Origin of the sequence: Sphaerisporangium sp. NPDC005289 (assembly GCF_040607455.1) — a bacterium.
Classification (GTDB): domain Bacteria; phylum Actinomycetota; class Actinomycetes; order Streptosporangiales; family Streptosporangiaceae; genus Sphaerisporangium; species Sphaerisporangium rhizosphaerae.
Genome location: NZ_JBEXGS010000003.1, coordinates 494,580 through 517,776, shown reverse-complemented (window position 1 = coordinate 517,776; position 23,197 = coordinate 494,580). Strand labels below are relative to the sequence as shown.

General features: G+C 72.0%; 20 protein-coding genes. 6 read left to right on the top strand and 14 right to left on the bottom strand.

The window, feature by feature from the left end:
* Positions 1 to 122: 122 nt before the first annotated feature.
* Both ABZT47_RS07905 and ABZT47_RS07900 read left to right on the top strand, forming a co-directional pair.
* Positions 123 to 1,430, top strand: a complete 1,308-nt coding sequence (locus ABZT47_RS07905) for a CDP-alcohol phosphatidyltransferase family protein (RefSeq protein WP_354837443.1) — start codon at positions 123 to 125, stop codon at positions 1,428 to 1,430.
* 3 nt (positions 1,431 to 1,433) lie between these two features.
* Positions 1,434 to 2,663, top strand: coding sequence for a sulfotransferase (locus ABZT47_RS07900; RefSeq protein WP_354837441.1), 1,230 nt, complete (start codon positions 1,434 to 1,436; stop codon positions 2,661 to 2,663).
* Here ABZT47_RS07900 and ABZT47_RS07895 read toward each other — a convergent pair.
* Both ABZT47_RS07895 and ABZT47_RS07890 read right to left on the bottom strand, forming a co-directional pair.
* Complete coding sequence (locus ABZT47_RS07895) at positions 2,604 to 3,680, bottom strand: glycosyltransferase (protein WP_354837439.1); 1,077 nt, start codon at positions 3,678 to 3,680, stop codon at positions 2,604 to 2,606. The two genes, ABZT47_RS07900 and ABZT47_RS07895, sit on opposite strands and share 60 nt — an antisense overlap.
* Entirely contained in the window at positions 3,677 to 6,367 is a 2,691-nt protein-coding gene (locus ABZT47_RS07890) for a CDP-glycerol glycerophosphotransferase family protein (protein WP_354837437.1), read from the bottom strand. Before ABZT47_RS07890 ends, ABZT47_RS07895 begins: the two co-directional genes overlap by 4 nt.
* Positions 6,368 to 6,649: 282 nt before the next feature.
* On the opposite strand from ABZT47_RS07890, the gene ABZT47_RS07885 reads away from it, so the two are divergent.
* From ABZT47_RS07885 to ABZT47_RS07875, 3 genes are all read left to right on the top strand, one after another.
* Positions 6,650 to 8,332, top strand: a complete 1,683-nt coding sequence (locus ABZT47_RS07885) for an alkaline phosphatase D family protein (protein WP_354837435.1) — start codon at positions 6,650 to 6,652, stop codon at positions 8,330 to 8,332.
* Between the two features lie 141 nt (positions 8,333 to 8,473).
* Positions 8,474 to 8,965 (top strand): SigE family RNA polymerase sigma factor, encoded by a 492-nt coding sequence (locus ABZT47_RS07880; protein ID WP_354837433.1) that lies wholly within the window; start codon positions 8,474 to 8,476, stop codon positions 8,963 to 8,965.
* A complete protein-coding gene (locus ABZT47_RS07875; protein ID WP_354837431.1) occupies positions 8,962 to 9,786 on the top strand; it encodes a hypothetical protein in 825 nt (274 codons plus the stop codon). The genes ABZT47_RS07880 and ABZT47_RS07875 overlap by 4 nt, the downstream gene beginning before the upstream one ends.
* 75 nt (positions 9,787 to 9,861) lie before the next feature.
* Here ABZT47_RS07875 and ABZT47_RS07870 read toward each other — a convergent pair whose 3' ends face one another.
* From ABZT47_RS07870 to ABZT47_RS07855, 4 genes are all read right to left on the bottom strand, one after another.
* Entirely contained in the window at positions 9,862 to 11,031 is a 1,170-nt protein-coding gene (locus tag ABZT47_RS07870) for an SRPBCC domain-containing protein (RefSeq protein WP_354837428.1), read from the bottom strand.
* A gap of 199 nt (positions 11,032 to 11,230) precedes the next feature.
* Positions 11,231 to 12,457, bottom strand: a complete 1,227-nt coding sequence (locus ABZT47_RS07865) for a DUF6596 domain-containing protein (protein WP_354837426.1) — start codon at positions 12,455 to 12,457, stop codon at positions 11,231 to 11,233.
* A complete protein-coding gene (locus tag ABZT47_RS07860) occupies positions 12,454 to 12,831 on the bottom strand; it encodes a YciI family protein (protein ID WP_354837424.1) in 378 nt (125 codons plus the stop codon). The genes ABZT47_RS07865 and ABZT47_RS07860 overlap by 4 nt, the downstream gene beginning before the upstream one ends.
* A gap of 17 nt (positions 12,832 to 12,848) precedes the next feature.
* Complete coding sequence (locus ABZT47_RS07855; RefSeq protein ID WP_354837422.1) at positions 12,849 to 13,427, bottom strand: dihydrofolate reductase family protein; 579 nt, start codon at positions 13,425 to 13,427, stop codon at positions 12,849 to 12,851.
* 298 nt (positions 13,428 to 13,725) lie between these two features.
* On the opposite strand from ABZT47_RS07855, the gene ABZT47_RS07850 reads away from it, so the two are divergent.
* The gene (locus tag ABZT47_RS07850) at positions 13,726 to 14,655 is read left to right on the top strand and encodes a hypothetical protein (RefSeq protein WP_354837420.1); all 930 of its coding nucleotides are present in this window, start codon (positions 13,726 to 13,728) and stop codon (positions 14,653 to 14,655) included.
* Between the two features lie 173 nt (positions 14,656 to 14,828).
* Here the strand turns inward: ABZT47_RS07850 and ABZT47_RS07845 are convergent, their stop codons facing one another.
* From ABZT47_RS07845 to ABZT47_RS07810, 8 genes are all read right to left on the bottom strand, one after another.
* Complete coding sequence (locus ABZT47_RS07845) at positions 14,829 to 15,803, bottom strand: xanthine dehydrogenase family protein subunit M (RefSeq protein ID WP_354837418.1); 975 nt, start codon at positions 15,801 to 15,803, stop codon at positions 14,829 to 14,831.
* The gene (locus ABZT47_RS07840; RefSeq protein ID WP_354837618.1) at positions 15,800 to 18,151 is read right to left on the bottom strand and encodes a xanthine dehydrogenase family protein molybdopterin-binding subunit; all 2,352 of its coding nucleotides are present in this window, start codon (positions 18,149 to 18,151) and stop codon (positions 15,800 to 15,802) included. The genes ABZT47_RS07845 and ABZT47_RS07840 overlap by 4 nt, the downstream gene beginning before the upstream one ends.
* A 50-nt stretch (positions 18,152 to 18,201) precedes the next feature.
* Positions 18,202 to 18,690 (bottom strand): (2Fe-2S)-binding protein, encoded by a 489-nt coding sequence (locus tag ABZT47_RS07835; protein ID WP_354837417.1) that lies wholly within the window; start codon positions 18,688 to 18,690, stop codon positions 18,202 to 18,204.
* A 253-nt stretch (positions 18,691 to 18,943) separates the two neighbouring features.
* Positions 18,944 to 19,396: a nuclear transport factor 2 family protein gene (locus tag ABZT47_RS07830; protein WP_354837415.1), complete on the bottom strand. Its 453-nt coding sequence runs from the start codon at positions 19,394 to 19,396 to the stop codon at positions 18,944 to 18,946.
* Positions 19,393 to 20,412, bottom strand: a complete 1,020-nt coding sequence (locus ABZT47_RS07825) for a pyridoxamine 5'-phosphate oxidase family protein (RefSeq protein WP_354837413.1) — start codon at positions 20,410 to 20,412, stop codon at positions 19,393 to 19,395. Before ABZT47_RS07825 ends, ABZT47_RS07830 begins: the two co-directional genes overlap by 4 nt.
* The gene (locus ABZT47_RS07820) at positions 20,412 to 20,855 is read right to left on the bottom strand and encodes a VOC family protein (protein WP_354837411.1); all 444 of its coding nucleotides are present in this window, start codon (positions 20,853 to 20,855) and stop codon (positions 20,412 to 20,414) included. The genes ABZT47_RS07825 and ABZT47_RS07820 overlap by 1 nt, the downstream gene beginning before the upstream one ends.
* A 130-nt stretch (positions 20,856 to 20,985) precedes the next feature.
* The gene (locus tag ABZT47_RS07815; protein WP_354837409.1) at positions 20,986 to 21,162 is read right to left on the bottom strand and encodes a hypothetical protein; all 177 of its coding nucleotides are present in this window, start codon (positions 21,160 to 21,162) and stop codon (positions 20,986 to 20,988) included.
* Entirely contained in the window at positions 21,152 to 23,086 is a 1,935-nt protein-coding gene (locus ABZT47_RS07810) for a PspC domain-containing protein (protein WP_354837407.1), read from the bottom strand. Before ABZT47_RS07810 ends, ABZT47_RS07815 begins: the two co-directional genes overlap by 11 nt.
* Between the last annotated feature and the right edge of the window lie 111 nt (positions 23,087 to 23,197).

Sequence of the window (23,197 nt, the reverse complement as noted above, 5' to 3'; positions counted from 1 at the left end):
GGCGGAGGGGAAGGTCAAGCCCTCGGAGGCGGTCGCCGGTGGCGGTCAAGAAACCATCTAGAGATCTCATGTTAGTTACAGACGGTGATTTTCGGTGGCTTCGCGTGGCCATGCTGGCAGTCATGAGGCCATATTCGCTCGATGACGTCCTCGCGACGCGCAAACGCAGAGACTCATGGTGGACGGTGTTCATGGTCGACCCGGTGGCCTGCCGGGTGGCACTGTTCGTAGCGAATCACACCGAGATCACCCCGAACGCCCTCACGCGCTTCTCGCTGGTCCTCGGCATGGTCTCCGCGGGCTGCTTCGCCATGGGTCACCTGGTGCTCGGCGCGGTGCTGTTCTATGTGAGCTTCATGATCGACTGCGTTGACGGCAAGATCGCCCGGCTCAAGGGCACCGGGACCCCGTTCGGGCTGTGGCTGGACTACGTCGGCGACCGCATCCGGGTGGTCTGCTGTGCGGCGGGCCTTGCCTACGGGCAGTACGCCGCGACCGGCCGGCTCGCGTTCGTGCTGCTCGGGGCGGGCATCGCCATCTTGGACCTGTTCCGCTACGTCAACGCCCCCCAGATGAAGCGGGTGCGCCAGACGGTGAAGGCGCGCAGGCGCGCCGCCCGCCGCGAGGAGCTGGACGCGGTCCGCGACGCGATGGCCGTGGAGTCGCTGGCGCAGGATCCCGAGTACGACATGCCCTACGCCGCCGCGGCGGCCGCGAACGAGCCGCCGGATCCGTCTGGCTACGACCTCTGTGATCCTTACGACCCGTATGACCAGATGGCCGACCCGGGGTACCGGTTCGAGGACGCGCCGCCCGGTCCGCGCGCGCCCGGACGGTCACCGGGCGAGCACATCGACAACGCGGACAACGCGGACAACGCGGACAACGCCGACCAGCCCACCGAGACCTACAACGGGCCGCTGATCCCCCGCCAGGCGTCCCCGTCCAGCGAGTACGGGCATACCTACCCCTACGACCGCGCGGCCCCCTTCGACCAGGCGTCCTCGCACGACTGGACGGGCCCGCACGGCCACGCGGCCTCCTTCGGGCAGGCGGCGCCCGACGGCGCGACCGCCTCCTGGCACGCGGTGGACGCCCGGCAGGTCCCCTCGCCGCCGGAGGGGGAGGAGCCGCCGGCCGGCCTGCGCCAGCGCGTCGGCCTGTGCCTGGCCCGGCACCGCGTGCGCACGCACCTGATGAGCGGCATCGAGTTCCACGCGGCCGTGTTCATCGTCGGCCCGGTGCTCGGGTCCGCGGCGCTGCTGCCCGTCACCACCGGCGCGGGCGCGCTCCTCGTCCTCAACGAGATCTTCCTGGTCTACCGCATGTGGCAGTCCACCCGGGCCCTCGCGGCGGGGGCCGCGCACCCGCCCGCCGGTCCGGACGACGAACCGCACGTGCGCACCGACCCCTTCTTCACGGGGGTGTAGCCGATGCGGACGGACCGGCCGGTCTTCGTGATCGGCTGCCCGCGCTCCGGCACCACGATGCTGCAGCTCATGCTGCACTCGCACCCGCGCATCGCGGTGCCGCCGGAGAACCGCTTCCTGCTCCAGGCGTACTTCCGCCGGCGCCTGCACGGGGACATGCGCGAGGCGGAGAACCGCCGCGGGCTCGCCGAGTGGATCGCCACCGACCGAAGCACCAGGTTCGGCGAGCTGGGTCTGGACCGCGCGGCCTACGTCCGCAGGGCGGTCGAGGGACCCGGGTCGCTGGGTTCGGTGATCGGCGAGGCGTTCCGCGCGTACGCCGAGCGGTTCGGCAAGCCGCGCTGGGGCGACAAGCGGCCCTGCTACATCCGGCATGTGGGCGCGCTGCTGCGCCTGTTCCCCGATGCCCAGTTCGTCCACCTGGTCAGGGACGGACGCGACTGCGTCGCCTCGCTCAAGGAGATGACCTGGTACAAACTGGATATCCTTCACGCGATCGCCACCTGGGCGGAGGCCGTCGACCTCGGGCGCCGCTACGCCGAAACGCTGCCGGCCGGCACCTTCCACGAGCTGCGGTACGAGGACCTGACCGCCGACCCGCACGGCGAGCTGGCCAAGGTGTGCCGCTTCCTCGGCGAGGAGTTCGACCCCGCGATGTGCGAGCCCCGGCGCATGGCGACGGCGGCGGTGCCCTCCCACAAGGTGTGGCACAGCAACACCCACCAGGAGATCACCCAGGCCAGGGTGGGAAGCTGGATCACCCGGCTGGAGCCGTGGGAGATCGCGCTGTGCGACAGCGTCCTGGGCGGACGCCTGCGCGCCAGGGGCTACGAGCCGGCGGGCGGCCCGCGGCCCTCCGTCCCGCGGCTTCTCGCCTACCGCAGGACGGCGGCCCGGCGGTGGCTGTCGCTGCGCAAGCAGCGCCTCCGCGACCAGGTGAACAGCCGCCGCGAGCCCGGCCCGGTGGCCGCCATGCTCACCTCCGGCCAGCTCTCCCTCCTCACCGTCCCCGCCCCCCGCGCCCCCTTCCAGGAGTCCACCCCTGTTCCGCGGCTCCCCTTCCAGGAGTCCACCCCTGTTCCGCGGCTCCCCTTCCAGGAGTCCGCCCCCGTTCCGCGGGTCCCCTTCCAGGACTCCGCGCCCGTTCCGCGGGTCCCCTTCCAGGACGGCCGGTCAGCGGCGGATGTGCGCGAACAGGGTCTCCCAGCGGTCCAGGACGTTCTCCGGCCGTAACGCCGCGGCCCGTGCCCTGGCTGCGGCGCCCAGGCGCCCGCGCCGGGCGGGGTCGGCCATCAGCGCGCTCAGCGCGGCGGTGAACGCCTCGACGTCCGCGGGCGGCACCAGCGTCCCGGTCGTGCCGTCGAGCACGAGCGAGCGCACCCCTCCCGAGACGTCGAAGGCCACCGACGGCATGCCGTACGAGGCGGCCTCGGCCACGGCCGGGGGAAGCCCTTCATGCTCACTGGACAGCCCTAAGATCGCCGCGTCGAGGAACTCCTGCCCCATCCGCGCGGCCGGCACCCGGCCGCGGAACACCACGCGGTCGCCGATCCCGAGCGAGGAGGCGTGCGCCCGCAGCCGGGTCAGCTCCGGCCCGTCCCCGATCAGGTGCAACTCCCAGTGTCCGCGCGTGCGGCCGGCGCGCGCGAAGGCGGTGATGAGCCGGTCGAGCCGCTTGACCGGGGCCAGCCGGCCCACCCCGAGCACGCGCGGCACGTCCAGAGGGGACGTTCTGTCCGGCCAGGCGCGCAGCGGGTTGGGCAGGTGGGCGGCGTTGGGCAGCAGCGCCTCCTCGGCGAACCGGCGGGCGTCCTCGGGGCTGAGGAAGACGGCCTGGTCCAGGGCGCCGTAGTCGCGCCGTACCGAGGCCAGGTGCGTGGTGCCGCGGGCGCGCTCGTACGACCCGTGGTACTGCCCGATGGCGCGCAGCCGCGGCGGCAGCAGGTCGGCCAGCCAGGACACCGCTCCGGGCGAGGTCAGCACCGCGTACCCGGGGCCGATGGAGGCCAGCAGCCGGGCCACCCGGCCGCGCGCCACCCACCGGACGCCCTCGCCGAGCGGCCGCCGTTGCACGACGTGGCGCTCGTACAGCGGCCGCTCGACGTACCGGAACGGCTCGGGCGCCTGGTGCAGGCCGATGACGTGCACCTCGTGCCCGCGCAGGGCCAGGCCCTGGGCGACCGTGTGGGTCACCTGCTGCACGCCGCCGAGCGTGTCGGCGTCCATGCAGGCGAACACGACCGCGTTCATGTGCCCTTTTCGCCGGGCAGGCCGGAGAAGAACGCCTCCACCACGCGCGCCGCCGCCTTGCCGGTCTCCTCCGCGCAGAACAGGGCGGCGAAGTCGGCGTACCGCTCGGCGTGCTCGGCGCTGACGGCCGGCAGGTCGCGCAGCGCGGCGACCAGTTCGGCCGTGGTCGTCAGGACGGGCCCGGGGGCGATCTCGCGCAGGTCGTAGTTGAGTCCGCGGTCCATCCGCACGTAGTCGTCGTGGTCGTCGGCGTACAGCAGGATGGGCCGCCCGGTGCAGGCGTAGTCGCAGATGATGGAGGAGTAGTCGCTGACCAGCGCGTCGGAGGCGAGGATGAGGTCGTTGACCTCGGGGTACGGTCCGGCCGCCCGGACGAGGTGGCGCACCCGCTCGGGCACGGTGAAGCGTTCTGCCGGATGGGTGCGCAGCACCACCACCCAGTGGTCGGCGAGCGCGCGGGCCAGGGCGTCCAGGTCGACGCGCACCGACGTGCCGCCGCGCCTGTCCAGGTCGCGGTAGGTCGGCGCGTAGAGCAGGATGCGGCGGTCCTCGGGGATCTCCAGGGCCTCGCGCACGCGCGGCCCCGCGCCGGGGTCCCCGTTCACCAGCACGTCGCACCGCGGCGAGCCGAACCCGAGGACGGCGCCGGTGTACTCGTTCGACGGCACGAAGACGCGCTCGAACTCCGGCCCGGGGGAGACCAGCGCGTCCCAGCGGGCCACGGCGGAGCGCCACCGCTCGCGCGGGCCGGGGAAGTCCCCGCGCAGGTCCGGCGACTCGAACCCGACCGTCTTCAGCGCCTGGCCGTGCCAGGTCTGCAGGTAGCGGGTGCCCTTGGGCTTGGGGAAGTCCAGCGGGAACCCGTGGCTGTCCACCCAGTAGCCCGCCCGGGCCATGGTCCAGACGTACCGCCAGCTCATCCGCCGCACGAGCGGCACATCGGCGGGGAACCCGGCCGCCTTCGCCCGGGCCGACCAGCGCACCCGCAGCGGCAGGTCACGCCGCCGGATCTCCTCGTAGATGTAGCGGGGGTTGCCGGTGTAGGAGGCGCCGAGGTCGGACTCGAACAGCGCCAGGTCGCGGCGGCGCGGCACCACCTTGATCAGTCCCCGGTACACCCACAGCTTCAGCTCGGTGCGCCCGGCCAGGTCGCGCAGCGAGCGCAGCCGCGCCGCCCGGCGCAGCGCCCGCGACGGCCGCCAGGAGACGCGCAGGACGGCGCCGTCGCCGCTCGGGGCGACGGTGACCTCGTGCCGCCCCGCGGTCAGGGTCAGGGGAGGGGTGGCCGGGTCGACCAGCAGGCGGTCACTGGTGCGATGGCCGTCCGGGCGGACGTGGGAGACGCGAACGTCCCGGCCGCCGTCGAACCCCAGGCGGCCGAGCCTGGCCCGCGCCAGGTCCACCTCCACCTGCGTGAGGTAACTGCCGTCCGGCTGCCGCCGCGGCGCCAGCGGCACGCGCAGCCCCTTGACCGTCAGCTCGGCGGTGGTCTTCCAGCGGCGCAGCACGGCGAAGGGGTCGTAGGTGCGGACCGTCATCGACACGACCGTCCCCTGACAGGAGATCTCGCCCACCTCGTGCCTGATCCGGGACGCGGCGAAGGGCAGCTCGGCCAGCCGCAACGGCGTGATGTCCAGCGCGGGGTGAGCGCGCGTGCCCCAGTACGTCCGGCCGTCCACCCGCAGGGCGTGGCGGGGGGCGGCCTTGGGACCGGTCAGCGACCGCGCCGCCACCAGCAGGTCCTCGGCCTGGTCGGCGGCGATCAGGTGGCAGCACACCCTGATCATCGGATCGGCCCGCTGGAGCACGCCCGGCTCCAGTTCCGCGAGGTAGGGGCGTACGACCGAGGCGAACTCCTTGATCCACACCTTGGTGTGGCGGGGCAGCTTGTTGAGATGGACGCGCAGGTCCTGCGCGAGGAAGCGCTGCTGCCGGTGTCCGACGAGGTCGGAGCACCCGTTGTCGCGCAGCACCGCGTCGCTGATCTGCGCGGCGCGCACCCGGTCGCGCACGCCGTCCAGGTCCCCGGCGGACGGCGGCGGGGAGGCCGGGGCGGCGGCCGGGTGCGACAGGCACACCGTCCACGGCACGATCGCGAAGCGGCGGGCGGCGCAGAAGAGCGCGGCGGTGAAGACGTGGTCCTCGTGGTGCAGGTTCTCGGCGAAGCGCAGGCCCTGCTCGCGCAGGAACGCGGTGCGGTACAGCTTGTTGGTGGCGAACCCGTCCAGGAACAGGCGCGGTTCGGCGCGGATGCCGTCGACCACCCGGCGCGGGCGGAACAGTTCGGGGCGGTAGCGCTGCGTGCGCCCGGTGGCCCCGGCCGGCCGGGCGATCTGCCCGGCGGCGAAGTCGGCGCCGGTGCGCTCGACCTCCAGCAGCAGGCTCTTGCAGGCGTGCCGGGTCAGCTCGTCGCCGCCGTCGAGGAACATGACGTGCGGCGCGCGCGCCGCGTCCAGCCCGGCGTTGCGCGGCGCTCCGCGGTGGCCGCTCGGGGCGTCGCGGCGGACGTACCTGACCCGCGGGTCGTCCAGCCGGGACACCAGGGCGGCGGTGTCGTCGGCGCCGGCGTCGTCGACGATGATCAGTTCGAGGTTGCGCAACGACTGGCCGAGCACGGACGCGATGGCGCGCGGCAGGCGGGCGGAGTCGTTGACGGTGATGAGCACAACGCTGACGTCCGGCTGCATGCGTGGTCTCTCCCGAGTCGGCATTGCCCTGACCGGGGTATTCCCGGGCGGATGCCCGTGCCGCCGGGCACGGCGGAGTGCTGACCGGCGCTTGCCGCGACCTTTGACGCGACGGGGCGCGGCGCGGGGCGGCCGTGGCGATGCTGGGATATCGCCTTCCTTACGCCTGCGGGGGTTTCAGTGGTATATGTCGCCCTTTCTATGACAGTTGCCGTTAACGGGGCGGTCATGATCCTCGGCAAGGCTGCGGATGTCGCATCTTGATCCCATGGGGAGCCCCGCATGCCGCACCTCGACCGACGCTCCTTCCTCGTGACCGGCCTCGCCGCGGGCGCGATCGCCACCATCCCGGCGTCCGCCGCGCTGGCCGACCCCGACCCCGCCGCCGAGACCGCGCAGAGCCTCGCGAGCCGGGGCCTGCGCTCCGACCCGTTCACCCTCGGCGTGGCCTCCGGCGACCCCGACCACAGCGGCTTCGTCCTGTGGACCCGCCTGGCCACCCAGCCGCTGGCCGAGGACGGCATGGGCGGCATGCCCGCGCGGCCCTTCCCCGTGCTGTGGCAGGTGTACTCCGACGAGCGGTGCCGTCGCGTCGTGCGCTCGGGCGTCGCCGTGGCCGCCCCCGAATGGGGACACAGCGTCCACGTCGAGGTGGACGCCCTGCCCTCCGGGCGCGAGTACTGGTACCGCTTCCGCGTCGGCCCGTACCTGTCACCCGTCGGACGCGCGCTCACCGCGCCGCACCTGCTGTCCTACGGCTCGCCGCTGTCGATGGCGTTCGTCTCCTGCGCCCAGTACGAGCACGGCTACTTCACCTCCTACCGGCGGCTGGCCGAGGATCACCCGGACCTGATCCTGCACCTCGGCGACTACCAGTACGAGTACACCAAGAACACCTACACCATCCCCGGCGGCAACGTCCGCGACCACGAGGGCCCCGAGACCGAAACGCTCGCCGACTACCGGCAGCGGCACGCCCAGTACAAGACCGACCTGGACCTGCAGGCCGCCCACGCCGCCGCCCCCTGGCTGGTGGTGTTCGACGACCACGAGGTCGACAACAACTGGGCCGACGAGGTGCCCGAGAAGCCCGAGGTGCCGCAGCCGAACTTCCTGGCCCGCCGCGAGGCCGCGTTCCGCGCGTACTACGAGAACATGCCGCTGCGCCGCACCTCCGTCCCGCGCGGCATCGACATGCAGCTCTACCGGCGCGTCCGCTGGGGGCGCATGGCCACCTTCCACATGCTCGACACCCGGCAGTACCGCGACGACCAGGGCTGCGGCGACGGCTACCGCGACTGCCCCGCCGCCGTCGACCCGGCCCGCTCCATCACCGGCGCCGCCCAGGAGAGGTGGCTGCTGGACGGCTTCCGCCACTCCCGCGCCCAGTGGGACATCATCGGCCAGCAGGTCTTCTTCGCCCAGCGCGACAACAACGCCGGACCCGCCAAGGTCACCAGCATGGACGCCTGGGACGGGTACGTCGCCTCCCGGCAGCGCATCACCCAGGGATGGGTGGACGCCAAGGTGCGCAACCCCGTCGTGCTCACCGGCGACGTGCACGCGCACTGGGCCTCGGACCTCAAGCTCGACTACGACGACCCCACCGGCCCGTCGGTCGGCTCGGAGCTGGTCGCCACGTCGATCACGACCGGCGGCGACGGAGCGGACTCCGACCCCGCCACCCACCCCTACCTGGCCATCAACCCGCACCTGAAGTTCTACAACAACCAGCGGGGGTACGTCCTGACGAAGATCGAGCGCGACCTCATGAGCGCCGACTTCAAGGTGGTGCCCCACGTGCAGGTCGCCGGGGACCCGGCCTACACCCGCGCGACGTTCGTCATCGAGGACCAGGTGCCCGGCGTCCAGCAGACCTACCTGCGCCCGCTGGACACCACCCTCATGCGCACCCGCCCGATGACCGTCGAGGACACCGTCACCTGGGAGACCGAGCGCCCCTGACCCCTCCCCTCGACCCTGGTGATCGCCGGGCACCGCCGTGCGGCGGCGTCCCGGCATCCCCGGGGCTCTTGGCCCGCGTGTCAACCGGATCCGGTCCCCGTCGTGTAGGTCACTGTGAGACCTTCCGGACGGAGACCATGGATGGACGACGGGTTCGACGACTACGTGGCGGCGCGCTACGAGCGGCTGCGGCATGCGGCCTATCTGCTCACGGGGAACCGGGCCACCGCCGAGGACCTCGTCCAGACGGCGCTCGCCAAGGCGTGGGTGGCCTGGCGCCGCATCGACGGCGACCCCGACCGGTACGTGCACCGCATCATCGTCAACACCCACGCATCCTGGTGGCGCAGGAAGTGGCGCGGCGAGGTGCCCGCCGAGCACCTGCCCGACCTGCCCGACCAGCGGGACCTCGCGGCCGAGGTCGGCCGCAGGCACGTCCTCAGACAGGCGATCGGCGACCTGCCCCGGCAGCAGCGGGCGGTCATCGTCCTGCACTACTTCGAGGACCTGACCCTGGTGCAGTGCGCCGACGTGCTCGGCTGCTCGGTCGGCTCGGTCAAGGCCCAGCTCAGCCGGGCCCTGCGACGCCTCCGCGTCGACTCCGAGACTCACCTGACGGGAGCTGAGCGATGACCTTCACCGAAGCCGACCTCCGCGCGGCACTGGCCGACGACCTGCACGCCGGCCTTCCTGACGTGCCCGGCATCGTGGAGCGCGGACGCCGTATCAGACGGCGTAGGACCGCCTCGGCGCTGACCCTCGCTGGCGTCGTGACGGCCACCGCGGCCGTACTGATCGCCAGGCCGGAACTGGTTCCGGCGGCGGTGGACAGGACGCCGGTGACGGCGGTGAGCATCGCGCCGCCTGACGGCCTGCCGGCGACGAACGATCTGGACGGCCCGTTGATCACGGCGGCCGTCTCCACCACCATGGTCACCGGCAGGGAGATCACCTTCCGGCCGCTGAGTACTTCCACCTCATTCAAGATCGTCTGCGACGATCCGATGGCATGGGTGGCGATCCGCACGTCCGACTCCGGGATGATGACCGGCAGATGCGGTAGGGACGGGATCGGCGACTTCTTCAGCAGCGATTCGGTCCCTTCCGACTGGCTGGACCGGCCCCAGCGGCTGACCGTCTGGGTGTTCCCCGCCGACACGCCGATCATCGACCACCGTCTGCGAATGAACCAGAGCGAGATGTACGCCGGCTGCAAGGTGGTGGACGACTCCGTGGGCCGGTGCGACGGCGGGTACCTCGCGCAGGTGCTGATCCTGCCAGGTCGCGTCGAGAAACTCGCCACCCAGATCGCTCCCCGACCAGGCCGCTGGGCCATCGGCGTCTACGACCGCCCCATCCCCATCCCGACCCCCTTCGCCAATCGGACCCACACCGTCTTCCCCACGGCCTCCCCTAACCCACCCACATCGCCGTCCCCGCCTCCCGCTGACTAGTGCGCTAGTCGGGGTACGGCGATGCCGGCGCCCTTGTACGGTGCGCGCGCCTGGCAGGAGCGTGCGCAGGTAGGGTCAGCGCCGGGCGAGTACCCGGCGTACGAGCCAGGCGAGGAAGATCACGGCTGCCAGGGCGGCGACGGCCGGGGCGACGCGCTTGAGCACGGGGACTCCGGCGATCTCCAGCAGGTCGAGCGCCTCCTCCTCGGCGGTGCGGGACGTGCGGGCCGTCCCGGCGGGGTGCACCTCGCGGCCCGCCGCCGCCTCCTTGGCGTACGGCGGCTCGTAGGAGTCGGGCACGGCGGTGAGATGCCGCGCGGGCGGTTGCTCCCCTCCGCCCGGCCCAGCGGCCTCCGCCGGCGCGGTGGTCTGGACGGGCGGCTCCGCGGCGGCTTGGGCGGACGGCTCCTCGACGGCCTTGCCGGTCCCCTCCTCGGCGGCCTGGCCGGATGGCTCCGCGGTGGCCGGCTGCTGGACGTCCTGGTCGCCGGTGCCCCTCAACGGCACCACGTCGGCCGGTGCGCCGATCGCCGTCACCGTGGCCGGCTCCTGGTCACCCACCGGGACGATCTCCGGAATCTCTTGCTCTTCGGCGTCCGGCAAAGACGTTCCCGGCTGGTTGAACGGGGTCGTGGCGGGCGCGCTGGACAGCGGCGGAGCGGTCACCTCGGCTGCGGCCTCGGCAGGGGTCTCCGGCGCGGCGGCGACTGTCGAGTCAGCGGGGGTCTCGGGGGTCGCGGCGTCCGTCGTGTCAGCGAGAGTCTCGGGGGTCGCGGCGTCGAGGGGCTCGGCGGGGCTCTCGTGGAGGAGGGCCGCCAGGTTGGCTGCGAAGCGGTCGAGCAGCTTGGCGCCGACCTCGGCCATCACCCCGCGTCCGAACTGCGCGGGACGGCCGGTCACGTTGAAGGAGGTCTCGACCTTGACCCGGGTCTGGGCGCCCTCCCCGGCCAGCGCCGCGCTCACCGTCGCGGTCGCGGTGCCCGTGCCACGCGCCTCCTTGCCCGACGCCTTGAGGGTGAGAGTGTGGGCGTCCTTGTCGACCGCCTCGAAGCTCGCCCGGCCCCGATAGGTGACGGTGATCGGCCCGACCTTCACCTTCATCCGCCCGGTGAAGTCGTCGCCCTCCGCGCTGTCCAGTGCAGCGCCCGGCAGGCACGGAGCCACCCGCTCGACGTCGAGGAGCACCGCCCACGCCTGCTCAAGCGGCACCGGGACCGTGAACTCGTGCTCGAACCGCATCGTCATCGACCCGCTCCTCATCCAGGTGCCGCCCAGCCGGTGGACGCGGGACGGCCCTCGTCGCTCTTGCGCCATTATGACCGTCCTCACCTACCTTGCTACCCCAGTGATTGGCCAGGCATCATCCGTCCCACCCCGTACACGGTCCACCGCGCCGCCCTGCCTTCTCCGCGCCGTACAGGTATCCGCCCTGGTGGAGGAGCGGTCAGCGGGACGTTTCCTTGGCACGTCGTTCGAGGAAGGCCCGAACGGTCGGGTCCGTACTGAGGGTGGACGCCTGGGTGTAGGCCGCGACCGCGTCCTTGTGCCGGCCGAGCCGGGCGAGCAGGTCGCCGCGTACCGCGTGATAGGGCTGGAAGCGCTCCCGTTCGACGGGCAATGCCGCCAGCAGCGACAGCCCCGTCTGGGGTGAGCGGGTCCGGCCGATGACGGCGGCGTGGGCGACCCGGCTCCCCAGGCTTGGCGCGATCGCCACCAGAGCGGTGTACAGCGTGCACAGTGCGTCCCAATCGGTGGCGCCACTGCGGGCCCGATCGCAGTGGACCGCCTGGATCGCCGCCTCCAGTTGGAAGCGCCCGGGGGCCTGGCCGGGCCGCTCGGCCCGGCGGAGGTAGGCCTCGCCCTCGGCGATGAGACGGCGGTCCCACCCGTCCGGGTCCTGGTCCTGTAACGGCAGATAGCGGTCGCCGGGAGTCGTGGCACGCGCCGAGGCCAGGGTGAGCAGCGCCGCCAGCGCCCACGCCTCGGGCTGGTCGCCGAGCAGCTTCGCGGTCGTGACGGCCAGGTACCGGGCCTCTCCCGCGGGCGACGTCCCCTCGCCCCGCTCCGCGAAGGTCAGCGCGTAGCAGGCGTACACCGCCTCCAGCACCGACGGCAGCCGTTCGGGCATCGCCTGCCGCCCGGGAACGGCGAAGGGAATCCGGGCGTCCTTGATCCGCCGCTTGGCCCGCACCAGTCGTTGCGACATCGCCCCGGCGGGCACGGCGAAGGCCCGCGCGATCTGGGCGGAGTCGAACCCGAGCACGGCCTGCAGCATCAGCGGGGTACGGACGCCGGCGGCGATGGCCGGGTGCGCGCACACGAACAGCAGGGCCAGTCGCCGGTCGGGGATCCGGCCCGGGTCGAGATCGTCCAGCTGCCGGACGGCGTCGGCACCGATGTCCGTGGCCGCCTCCAGCGGCTGGTTGCGGCGGTGCGCGGCGGACCTCCACAGATCTCGCTGCCGGTTGCGTGCGACCGTCAGCAGCCAGCCTTCGGGGTTGTCCGGCACACCGTCGCGCGGCCAGGTGATCAGAGCCTGCTCGAAGGCCTGCGCCAAGGTGTCCTCGGCGAGTTGGAGGTCGCCGGTCGGAGCGGCCAGCAGGGCGACCAGCCGGCCATAAGACGCCCGTGCGGTGCGCTCGGCGACGTGCGCGGCCGTCTCACCGGTCACGACGACGCGACCCACGTCCCGGCGTCGATGTGCACCGCACCGGGCCGGACCTCGACGGTGCCCCACGACAGCGGCGGCGCCTGCCGCGCCCACTCCAGGGCGGCGTCCAGATCCGGCACGTCGATGACGATCACGCCACCGAGTTGCTCCTTGGTGTCGGCGAACGGCCCGTCCTGGATCCGCGGCTCCCCGTCGACGAGCGTGAGCGTGGTCGAACCGGTCGACGGCCGCAGCACCTGGCCGCTCACCAGGATGCCGGCCTGCTCCAGTGTCGCGGCGTAAGCGGCCATGGCCCGCATCCCCGCGGCCATCGCCTCGGCCCCGATCGTCTCCTCGCTCGCCTCGCTGTAATGGAACAGCAGCATGTACCGCATATCCCGATCCTCCCTCGTCACTTGACCCGGTAGCGTGCGATGACCACTCCGGTCGTGGAGGTCGTCGCCTCCTGAAGTATCAGGTCGGTCCGTTCCCCCTCGCCGAACAGGCGCGTCCCCGAACCGAGCACGATCGGGTGGATCAGCAGGACGTACTCCTCGACCAGGCCGGCCGCATGCAGTGAGCGCACCAGTTCACCGCTGCCCAGCACCCTGATCACGCCGTCGGTACGGCCCTTGAGCCGTGCGACGGTGTCGGCCGCATCCCCCGCCAGCAGCGTGGAGTTGGGATAGGCGAGTTCGGTGCGCGCCTGGCGGGAGGCGACGTACTTGGGCGAGTTCACCAGCACCTCGGTGAACGGGTTGGGGTCGGTCACCGAGGTCCAGTATCCCAGCAGGTCGTCGTACGAACGGCGCCCGAAGAGCATCGCCGTGGCCCTGTCCATCCGCCCGACGAACCTCCCGATCACCTCGTCGGTGTACCCGGTGCCCCAGCCGCCGTGCCGGAATCCACCCCTGGTGTCCTCCTCCGCCCGGCCCGGCCCCTGCATGACGCCGTCCGCACAGACGTTCGCGAAAACGCTGATCGTGCCCACCTCGAACTCCTCATCTCGTGATCGTCCAGGCCGCGGCCATGCGCGACATGGTGATGACGAGGTCGGGAGGGCAGGACAGACAGTGCGCGAACGCGCCTTCGGGCTCAGGCGGCCGACCAGGAAAGCAGGGTTCCGAGGACGGCGAGGGCGGCGTTGACGGAGATGGTCACCCCGTGGCGCCTGCTTTGCTGCCCTCGATAACGCGATAAATGCTATTCGGGATATTGGTCGAGCGGGTTATGTCCAGTATTGATGCAAAGTTTTGGTCAGGCTTTGGTGGGGATGTAATGTCGCTGCCGTGCCTTCTCAAGAACACGAGGCGCTGATCCTGCTTTTCCGAAATCGTCCGGCATTGGTAGCCGAGCTGCTGGGCGATGGATTCGGTATGGAAATGCCGGAATACAGCGAGGTAAGAATTGAGTCGGGTGACCTCACCGAGTGCCCGCCGGTGGAGTACCAGGCGGACGCCGTCGTGGTGCTCTCGTCAGGTGCGTCGCCGGTGCTGGCGGTGGTGGTGGAGGTCCAGCGTGGCCGTGATCCGCACAAGCGGTGGAGCTGGCCGGTGTACCTGGCGTCGGTGCGGGCTCGGGCGCGCTGCCCGGCGATTCTCCTGGTGGTGTGCACCGAAGCCCCGATCGCGCAGTGGTGCGCGGCACCGATCGACATGGGCCATCCCGGCTGGCGGCTCACCCCCATGGTCGCCGGTCCGGCGACCGTTCCGGTGGTGACCGATCCGTCCGAGGCGGTTCGCGCACCGGAGCTGGCGGTGTTGTCGGCGGTCGCCCACGGGGGTGACATCGAAGCGCAGCCGATCATGGATGCGTTGTTCGCGGCCTTGGCCACCATCGACGCGGATCAGGCACGGCTGTACGCTGATTTCGTCCTGATGATGCTCCCCGAGGTGGCTCGCAAACATATGGAGGAATTAATGGCTACCGGGACTTACGAGTACCAAAGCGACTTCGCGCGGCAATACGTCGCCGAAGGTCGGGCTGAGGGTAGGGCTGAGGGCCGTGCGGAGGGGAAAGCCGAGGGCCGGGCCGAAGGGAAGATCGAGGGCCGGGCCGAAGGGAAGGCCGAGGCGGTCCTGATTCTGCTCGGTACGCGGGGGGTCGCGGTCTCCGAGGAGGCCCGGGGACGCATCCTCGGTTGTACGGAGGCGGCCCGGCTCGATGTATGGATCCAGCGTGCGGCCACCGCCGATGCCATCGACGACCTGTTCGCCTGATGGTCGTCCTTCAGCGTCTGCCTTCCTGACCGCTCTTCCGCGTCTGGTCTCCTGGTGGTTCCCCGCTTCGTCAACGCTGCTCCCCGAAGAGATGGAGGACGTCCGTGAGGGGGGCTGAGGCGGCCCAGGGCGCCGCATCGTGGGGGTGGGATGCGGCGCCCGTGGTGCCGAGGTCAGACGGTGGCGGCGGCTGTCAGGAGGGCTCTGTGGGTGAGGACGCCGGCCAGGTGCCTGCGGTAGTCGGGGGTGGCGTGGAGGTCGGTGGGCGGTGAGGTGCCGTCGGCCGCCGCCGAGGCGGCCTGGCGGAGGGCGTCGCCGGCGTGGGCGCCGTCAGCACCGTAGGCGCCGGGCCGGCCGGAGCCGTTGGTTCGGTTGGAGCCGTTGCCGTTCGCTGTGGGACCGTAGGAGGAGCCGTTCAGTTCGAGGCCCGGGACGGCCGTCTCGACGGCGGTGGCGCGGACCGGGGTCGGGCCCATGTTGGTCAGGCCGATCCTGGCCTCCTCGACCCGGCGGGGCTCGCCGCCCGTGCCGCCGGAGACGCGCACGGCCGCCGCGACGCCGACGATGGCCCACGACTGGGCGGTGCGGTGGAACTTCTCGTAGTGGAAGCCCCAGCCCTCGCCCAGCTTGGGCACCCGCACCGCGGCCAGGATGTCGCCGGGCTCAAGAGCCGTCTCCAGGTAGTCGAGGAAGAAGTCGCGGGCCGCCACCACCCGCTCGCCGGACGCGGAGTGGATCAGGAACTCCATGTCCAGGGCCAGGGCCACCGCGGGCAGGTCGCCGGCCGGGTCCCCGTGGGCGAGCGAGCCGCCGAACGTGCCGCGGTGACGCACCGCCGGGTCGGCGACGGTGGCGGCGGCGAGTGCCAGCAGCGGGCATTCGGCGTTGACGATGGGCGAGCGGACCACCTCGTCATGGGTGGTCGTGGCGCCGATCAGCACGTGGCCGTCCTCGTCGCGGACGCCGTGCAGTTCGGCGAGGCGTCCGACGTCGACCAGCACGCTCGGATAGGCCAGCCGGAGCCGGAGCAGCGGCAGCAGCGACTGCCCGCCGGACAGCACCTTGGCGTCCTCTCCGGCGTCGGCGAGCACCGAGACGGCCTCGTCGAGCGAGGAGGGACGGACGTAGTCGAACGGCGCTGGAATCATGAGGTGCCTCCCTGGAGGGCGCGCCAGACTCGTTCGGGGGTGCAGGGCATGGGGACGTCGTTCACGCCGTACGGGCGGAGCGCGTCGACGATCGCGTTCACCACGGCCGGCGTCGAGGCGATCGTTCCCGCCTCGCCGACGCCCTTGACGCCGAGCGGGTTGCTCGTGGCCGGCGTCTCGGTGCGTTCGGTGATGAAGTCGGGCAGGTCGGCCGCCGACGGCACCAGGTAGTCGGCCATGGTCGTGGTGAGCAGGTTCCCCTCGGCGTCGTAGACGGCCTCCTCGAACAGCGCCTGCGCGATGCCCTGGGCGAGGCCGCCGTGCACCTGTCCCTCGACGATCAGCGGGTTCACGACCTTGCCCACGTCGTCCACCGCGACGTACGACCGGATCTTCGTGGCGCCGGTCTCGGTGTCGACCTCGATGGCGCACAGGTGCGTCCCGTGCGGGAAGGAGAAGTTCTCCGGGTCGAACGTCGCGTCGGAGTCCAGGCTGGGCTCGACCCCGTCAGGCAGGTCGTGCGCGGCGAAGGCCGCCAGCGCGATCTCCTGGATGGTCTTGCCCGCGTCGGTGCCGCGCACCTTGAACCTCCCGCCGTCGAACTCGACGTCGTCGGCGGAGGCCTCCAGCAGGTGGGCGGCGATGTGCCGGGCCTTCTCCTTGACCTTCTCGCACGCCTGGACGACGGCGACGCCGCCGACGGCCAGCGAGCGCGAGCCGTAGGTGTCCATGCCCTTGTGCGAGATCGCCGTGTCCCCGTGCAGGACCGAGACGTCCTCGAACGGCACGCCGAGCGCGTCGGCGACGATCTGGCTCCAGGCCGTCTCGTGTCCCTGCCCGTGCGGGCTGGCGCCCGTGACGACCTCCACCCTGCCGGTCGGCAGCATGCGGACGGAGGCGTGTTCCCACCCGCCGGCGCCGTAGCTCAGCGAGCCGAGGACCCGGCTCGGGGCCAGGCCGCACATCTCGGTGAAGGTGGAGACGCCGATGCCGAGCTGGACCGGGTCGCCGCGGTCGCGCCGGTCGACCTGTTCGGCTCGCAGCTTGTCGTAGCCGAACAGGGCGAGCGCCCTGTCGGTGGCCGCCTCGTAGTTCCCGGAGTCGTAGGTGAGCCCGGCGACCGTGGTGTACGGGAACTCCTCGTGGGTGATCCAGTTGCGTCGCCGCACCTCGATCGGGTCGAGGGACAGTTCGGCGGCCAGCTCGTCCATGAGCCGTTCGACGGCGAACGTCGCCTCCGGCCGGCCCGCGCCGCGGTAGGCGTCGGTCGGCATCTTGGTGGTGAACACGCCCGTGCAGGTGAAGTCGTAGGCGTCCATCTTGTAGATGCCGTTGTACATGAACGCGCCGAGGATCGGGATTCCCGGCGTGACCAGCATCAGGTACGCGCCCATGTCGGCCAGCAGGTCCACCCGCATGCCGCGCAGCCGCCCGTCGGCGTCGGCGGCGAGGGAGACCCGCTGGAGCTGGTCGCGGCCGTGGTGCACGGTCAGGTTGCCCTCCGAGCGCGACTCGGTCCACTTGACCGGCTTGCCGAGGCGCCTGGTGAGCAGCAGGAGCAGGACCTCCTCGGCGGTGACCTGCAGCTTGGAGCCGAAGCCGCCGCCCACGTCCGGCGCGACCACGCGGAGCTTGTGCTCGGGGATGCCGGTGACCTGGGCCAGCATGATGCGCAGGATGTGCGGGATCTGGGTGGCCGAGTGGAGGGTGAAGTGGTCGCCGTCGGTCTGGGCGACGACGGCCCGCGGTTCCATGGCCGTCGGGATGAGCCGCTGCTGGACGAAGGTCCGCTCGATCACCACGGGCGCGTCGCGGAAGGCCGCGTCGATGTCGCCCTCGGCGTACTTCCAGGTGTAGGCGCGGTTGCCGGCCTCGTGGACCTTGGGGCCGCCGTCCTTGAGCGCCTCGGTCATGTCCAGCACCGGGGGCAGCGGCTCGTAGTCGATCTCGATGGCCTCCAGCGCGTCGCTGGCCTTGTACCGGTCGGTGGCGACGACGCAGGCGACCGCCTCGCCCGCGTACCGCACCTCGTCCACGGCCATCGGCGGGTGGTCGGGGATGACGATGTCCTCGGTGACCGGCCAGGCGCACGGCAGGGTGCCCTGCTCGCCCGCGAAGTCGCGCCCGCTGAAGGCGGCGATCACCCCGGGCATGCTCCGCGCGGCCGAGGTGTCGACGCCGGTGATGCGCGCGTGCGCCATCGGGCTGCGCAGGAACGCCACGTGCAGCATGCCGGGGAGCTGGATGTTGTCGGTCCACTGGGTGCGGCCGGTGACCAGCCGCGCGTCCTCCTTGCGCCTGCGGGCGGCGCCCACCTCGTGCCGGTCGGGGGCGGGCTCGCCGAGCATGTCGCTTTCGGCGATCTTCTGGGCGACGAGGCCGGCGTCGAGCTCCTCGGTCATCTGCCGCTCACCGCTTCCTGGTCGCTCATGCTCTGCGCGCCCCGCCGTACGGCGCGGACGATGTTGCAGTAGCCGGTGCAGCGGCACAGGTTGCCCTCCAGGCCGTCGCGGATGGCCTCGTCGGAGGGGTCGGGGTCGTCCTTCAGCAGGTCGATGGCCGCCATGATCATGCCGGGTGTGCAGTAGCCGCACTGGAGGGCGTGCTCCTCGTGGAAGGCCCGCTGCATGGGGTGCCACCGCTCGCCCTCGGCCAGGCCCTCGACGGTCAGCACGTCGCATCCGTCGGACTGGACGGCGAGCACCGAGCAGCTCTTGGCGCTCCTGCCGTCGAGCATGACGGTGCAGGCGCCGCAGTTGCCGGTGTCGCAGCCGATCGGTGTCCCGGTCTTCCCCAGCCGGTCGCGAAGGAGGTGGACCAGGAGCAGGCGTGGCTCGACATCCTCCTCGTACTTGACGCCGTCGACGGTGAGGTTGATACGGGTCATTGGTCCTCCAAGCGCGCTGGCTGCTTGAACTATTGCCGTGCGCCGACCTGTGCGAACATCGCCGGACCTCGCGGGAGGTGCCGTCCCCGGCCGGCGGCCGGAGGCGCCCCCCTGCGGGGGAGGCGGTGGGTGGCGAGCGCACTAACGGTGAGAGGAGTGGATGGAGTGAGAACCGACAAATGCGAACGTACGCCCCTGATGTGGCCGGTCAACCCCTCGGGCGTCGAAACACCGCTCCCGGCGGTCGCGACGGTCAGGCGAGGGGGAACGGGCGGCCGTGCTCCTCCGCGGGACGGGGGCCGAAGATACGGCGCTCCTCCTCGCCGATCGGCAGATCGTTGATGCTCGCCTCGCGGCGGCGCATCAGGCCCTCGGCGTCGAACTCCCACAGCTCGTTGCCGTAGGAACGCCACCACTGGCCGGCGGCGTCGCGGCACTCGTACTGGAACCGCACGGCGATGCGGTCGCCGGTGAATGCCCACAGTTCCTTGCGCAGGGCGTAGTCCAGTTCGCCGGACCACTTCCGGGTGAGGAATTCTACGATCTCCTCCCGGCCGGTCACGAACTCCGACCGGTTGCGCCAGACCGAGTCCTCGGTGTAGGCGAGGGCCACCTTCCGCGGGTCACGGGTGTTCCACGCGTCCTCCGCGGCCTGAACCTTGATGCGCGCGCTCTCCTCGTCGAAGGGCGGTACAGGAGGTTTCATCGCGACGGTCCTTCCTCGTGCCGGACGGGGAGCGGAGGGTTGAACGGAGAGGCCTCGACGAACCGCCACGGCGCGGGCACCTCCCCCGCCATCTCCACGACCTCCTCCACCTCGAAGGCGATCTCTCCGGCCTCGCCGCCGCCGGGCGTGGCCCGGCCGGTGATCCGGAGCCCTCCTCCACTCTCCCAGTCGGGGAACAGCAGGCCGCAGGCAGGGTTGAGCCGCAGGTTCCCGAGCGTCATGAACATGAAGTTGCCCGGGTACTCCCGCCATGCCAGCCGCCGCTCGTCCAGCACGCGGACGAACCCGGGCGCGCCGCCCCGGTGGGAGGCGTCGGAGCCCAGCCCGTCGACGTGGGTGGCGATGAAGAAGGTGTCGGCCGTGCCGATCCACCGGCGCTGCGCGGCCGTGAGCGCCCGGCCGGCACCGAGCAGGCGGGACGGCCCGGACGGAGCGGGCGGCCCGGTCACCCCGGACGGCCTCGACGGCTCGTACGGCTCGGTCACCCCGGACGGCTCGGATCGCTCGACCGGCTCGGAGGGCTCGGATACCCCGGACGGCTCGGACGGCCGCGCCGGGCCGAAGGCGGGCTCGCGGCGCTGGATGTACTTGGGGCAGTTGGAGTACACCTGCTCGGTACGGACGACCAGGTGGTCTCCTTCGCGCCGGGCTCGGCCGTTCACGCGCATGCGGCGGCGCGTGGCGGGCTCGATGGCGATGACGCCGATGTCGCGCCCGTCCTGTCCGGCCTCGTCGAACAGCCCGGCCAGGGGCCCGGTGGGCAGCGCGCCGATGAGGAGGTGCCGCTCGTCCGGCGCGTCGGCGAATCCCTCGGGCCCGGTGAGCGCGCTCGCCCAGACCCGTCCCTGGTCGTCCGGGGTCGCGATCACGAGCATGCGCTGGTCGCGGAGGAAGGCGGCCGCCACGTCGGGGATCTCCGGACGCGCCCGGGCCGACCCCAGGGGCCTGGTCACGCCGGCCCGGCGCTGGAGCAGCAGCTCCCCCGGGTGCTCCATTAGAAGAATCCGCAGGTGGGAGCGTCGGCGACCGGGGCTTTGAGGTCCTCGGCGCCGGTGGGGGAGGAGATCTCCACGCGGATGCCGTCGGGGTCTTCGAAGAACACGCCGCCGGACGGCCTTCCCTCGCCGTGCGGGACGGGCCCGTCGTAGGCGAACCGCACGCCGATCTCCTTGAGGGTGGCCTCCGCCCGGCGCACCGCGTCCATGTCGGGCACCTGGAAGGCCAGGTGGTGCAGGCCCGGCGAGGTGGTCGGGAAGCGGCCCTCGCTCTGCTGCCAGAGCGTCAGCGCCGTCCGGCCGTCGCGGCCCAGGGAGGCGTACCGCCGGTCGCCCTCGGTCGACTCCTTGAGCAGTTCGAAACCGAGGAGGCGCAGGTAGAACCGCTTGCTGCGCTCGAGGTCCGTCACGTTGAGCCCCACATGCCCGATCTGGAAGGTCATGCGCCCTCTCCCTTCGCCCATCCTTGTCAACGGTAAAAACAGATGCATCCGTTAGAGGACGGGGCAGAGCCTACCTAACGGATAAACTCGATTCAATCCGTTAGGTAGCGAGGTGAGGGGGGACCCGGCGTCAGCGCTTGCGGAAGGCCTTGCTGAGGACGCCGACGAAGCCCGCCAGGCCGAGGCCGAAGATGACGATGGGCGCCATGACCATCACGTCGGGCACGGGCGCGATCACGAAGCGGATGCCGACGCCGACGAACAGCAGCCCCGCGAGCAGTGACAACCAGTCGGTCCTATGCCGCACGGCTGACCTCCACATCTCCGATGCCGGCCTTGACGTGCAGTTCGATGACCGGCACCGTCCCCGCGGAGGTGACGTCCGGCTCGATCACCTTGTCATGGTGGACGTCGGCGCCGCCCTGCACCACGTGCTCGATCTTGACGTCGCCGAGCCGGGTGTAGCCGAAGACCTTCACGCGCGCGGTGCGGGGCACGATGACCTTGAGCTCGCCGACGGACACCGAGGCGTCGAAGCGGGTGCTCGAGCCGGGCGGGAACTTGGTGTCCCGCAGGTCGAGCGTCCCGTCGCCGATGCCCACCGAGTAGGTGCGCACGGCCTGCGAGCTGTCGACCGGCTCCCAGGTGTAGCTGCCGATCTTCTTCGGGATCCCGTTCACGGTCGATCCGGCCACGAGGAGGAAAGCGACGATCGTTCCGGTCGCCACCAGGCCCGCTCCCCGGCCGAACCAGGTCGCGACCAGCAGCCCGGCGCCGATGGTGATGAGCACCGCGCCGCCGATGACCGGCGCGTTGAGCGAACTGGAGGATGACTGCGTGGCAACCATGATCCCTCCGACCATGAAGGCGATGAACACGGTGACCGCGCCGATGAACGACTTCGGCCGGTCGCGCCGCGCCGTGCGGGCGGGCGGCGTGTTGCCGTAGACCCAGGCGGGCGGCTCGTACTGGCGCTGCGAGTCGTACGGGCGGTAGGGGCCGCGCGGCGCGAACGGCTCACCCGAGCTGTCGAACCCGCCGCCCGTGGGCCGCCGGTCCCCATAGCGGGAGCCGGCCGAGCCCGCCGGGGAGCCGTACCGGGCCGATCGGCCGGTGGAGGAGCCGTACCGGGCCGATTCGTGGCCGGCCGGGGAACCGGAGGCGGCGCGCGCCTCCTCGGCCAGATCGGCGAGGCGCCGGTACGGGCCGTGCGCGTCAGGGGCCGGTGCGGGACCGGAGTCCGCGGGCGCGCCGGAGGCCGGAGGGGTGAACGCGGCGGAGGCCGGGGGAGGGGCGTCCGCCGGCGACGCCTGGACCCGCGTCACGTCGGCGGACCCACCCGCGGGAAGGGTCTCGCTGAGCCGCGGCCCGGAGCCGTCCGCGGGAAGGGTTTCGCCGAGCCGCGTTCCGGAGGACCCGTCCGCGGGGAGCGTCTCGGCCGGGGACGCGTCCGAACGGCCGTCCGTGGGAAGCGTCTCGCCGGGAGAGGCGCCGGAGAGCGAGGTGTCCGCGGGCATGGCGGACGCGGCGCGCGCCGCACCCGGAGCGGGCGGAGCGGGCGGCGCCCCCGGAGCCGGCGGAGCGTATGAGGCATACCGGTCATCGGTCGGCGGACCGTACGGGTCGCGCGCGGACGCGCCGTACGGGTCGTACGGGTCGCCGGTGGCGGCGGTGCGCTGAGCGTACGGGTCGCCGGCGGGCGGGGCCGCCGCGCCGGGGCCGCCGGCGAACGGGGTGGGCGGGAAGGGCGGGGGGCCGCCGAACGGGTGGCCGAGCCAGCTGTCGGGCGCCGGCCGGGTGCCCTTCTTGCCCCTGACCCGCTCGGGCAGGCTGCGCGCCATCGCCAGCAGGTCGACCCCGCGGGCGTGCGCCGCGAGCAGGGTGATGGCCAGCAGGGTGCCGACCACGACGGTGGCGGTGCTGATGCCGCCGGCCGCCAGGTTGATGATCAGGCCGAGCGCGAAGATCGCCGCGAGCAGCGCCATCACCGTCTCGGTGTCGAAGACCCTGCGGCTCCACTGCTCGACGTACCCCGGCCCGCCGTTCGTGCTCCTCATCAGCAGGAACGCCGCGACGTACAGCATGATGCCGATGCCGGAGCCGATGACCAGCGCGGCGAAGCCCACGCGGAAGATCACCGGGTCCATGCCGGTGTAGCGGCCCAGGCCGGCGCACACGCCCGTGAGCATGCGTCCCTCGTCGCTACGCTGGAGTACGCGCTCCTCGTTCACAGGTGCGAAGCTACCTGGCTCCATCGTCGTATCGGGACCGCGTGCGTCGTTCATGGCTCCATCGTGGCCGCGCGCCCGCGTCGCCCACCATCGGGGAGACCCCTGACTCGT

Bases quoted from the DNA above. Each gene is read 5' to 3' on its own strand.
- ABZT47_RS07905 (WP_354837443.1), top strand. From the start codon at position 123: ATGAGGCCATATTCGCTCGATGACGTCCTCGCGACGCGCAAACGCAGA.
- ABZT47_RS07820 (WP_354837411.1), bottom strand. From the start codon at position 20,855: ATGACCTTCCAGATCGGGCATGTGGGGCTCAACGTGACGGACCTCGAG.
- ABZT47_RS07880 (WP_354837433.1), top strand. From the start codon at position 8,474: ATGGACGACGGGTTCGACGACTACGTGGCGGCGCGCTACGAGCGGCTG.
- ABZT47_RS07825 (WP_354837413.1), bottom strand. From the start codon at position 20,412: ATGGAGCACCCGGGGGAGCTGCTGCTCCAGCGCCGGGCCGGCGTGACC.
- ABZT47_RS07895 (WP_354837439.1), bottom strand. From the start codon at position 3,680: ATGAACGCGGTCGTGTTCGCCTGCATGGACGCCGACACGCTCGGCGGC.
- ABZT47_RS07835 (WP_354837417.1), bottom strand. From the start codon at position 18,690: ATGACCCGTATCAACCTCACCGTCGACGGCGTCAAGTACGAGGAGGAT.
- ABZT47_RS07890 (WP_354837437.1), bottom strand. From the start codon at position 6,367: ATGCAGCCGGACGTCAGCGTTGTGCTCATCACCGTCAACGACTCCGCC.
- ABZT47_RS07840 (WP_354837618.1), bottom strand. From the start codon at position 18,151: ATGCTCGGCGAGCCCGCCCCCGACCGGCACGAGGTGGGCGCCGCCCGC.
- ABZT47_RS07860 (WP_354837424.1), bottom strand. From the start codon at position 12,831: ATGCGGTACATGCTGCTGTTCCATTACAGCGAGGCGAGCGAGGAGACG.
- ABZT47_RS07845 (WP_354837418.1), bottom strand. From the start codon at position 15,803: ATGATTCCAGCGCCGTTCGACTACGTCCGTCCCTCCTCGCTCGACGAG.
- ABZT47_RS07885 (WP_354837435.1), top strand. From the start codon at position 6,650: ATGCCGCACCTCGACCGACGCTCCTTCCTCGTGACCGGCCTCGCCGCG.
- ABZT47_RS07875 (WP_354837431.1), top strand. From the start codon at position 8,962: ATGACCTTCACCGAAGCCGACCTCCGCGCGGCACTGGCCGACGACCTG.
- ABZT47_RS07830 (WP_354837415.1), bottom strand. From the start codon at position 19,396: ATGAAACCTCCTGTACCGCCCTTCGACGAGGAGAGCGCGCGCATCAAG.
- ABZT47_RS07900 (WP_354837441.1), top strand. From the start codon at position 1,434: ATGCGGACGGACCGGCCGGTCTTCGTGATCGGCTGCCCGCGCTCCGGC.
- ABZT47_RS07870 (WP_354837428.1), bottom strand. From the start codon at position 11,031: ATGACGATGCGGTTCGAGCACGAGTTCACGGTCCCGGTGCCGCTTGAG.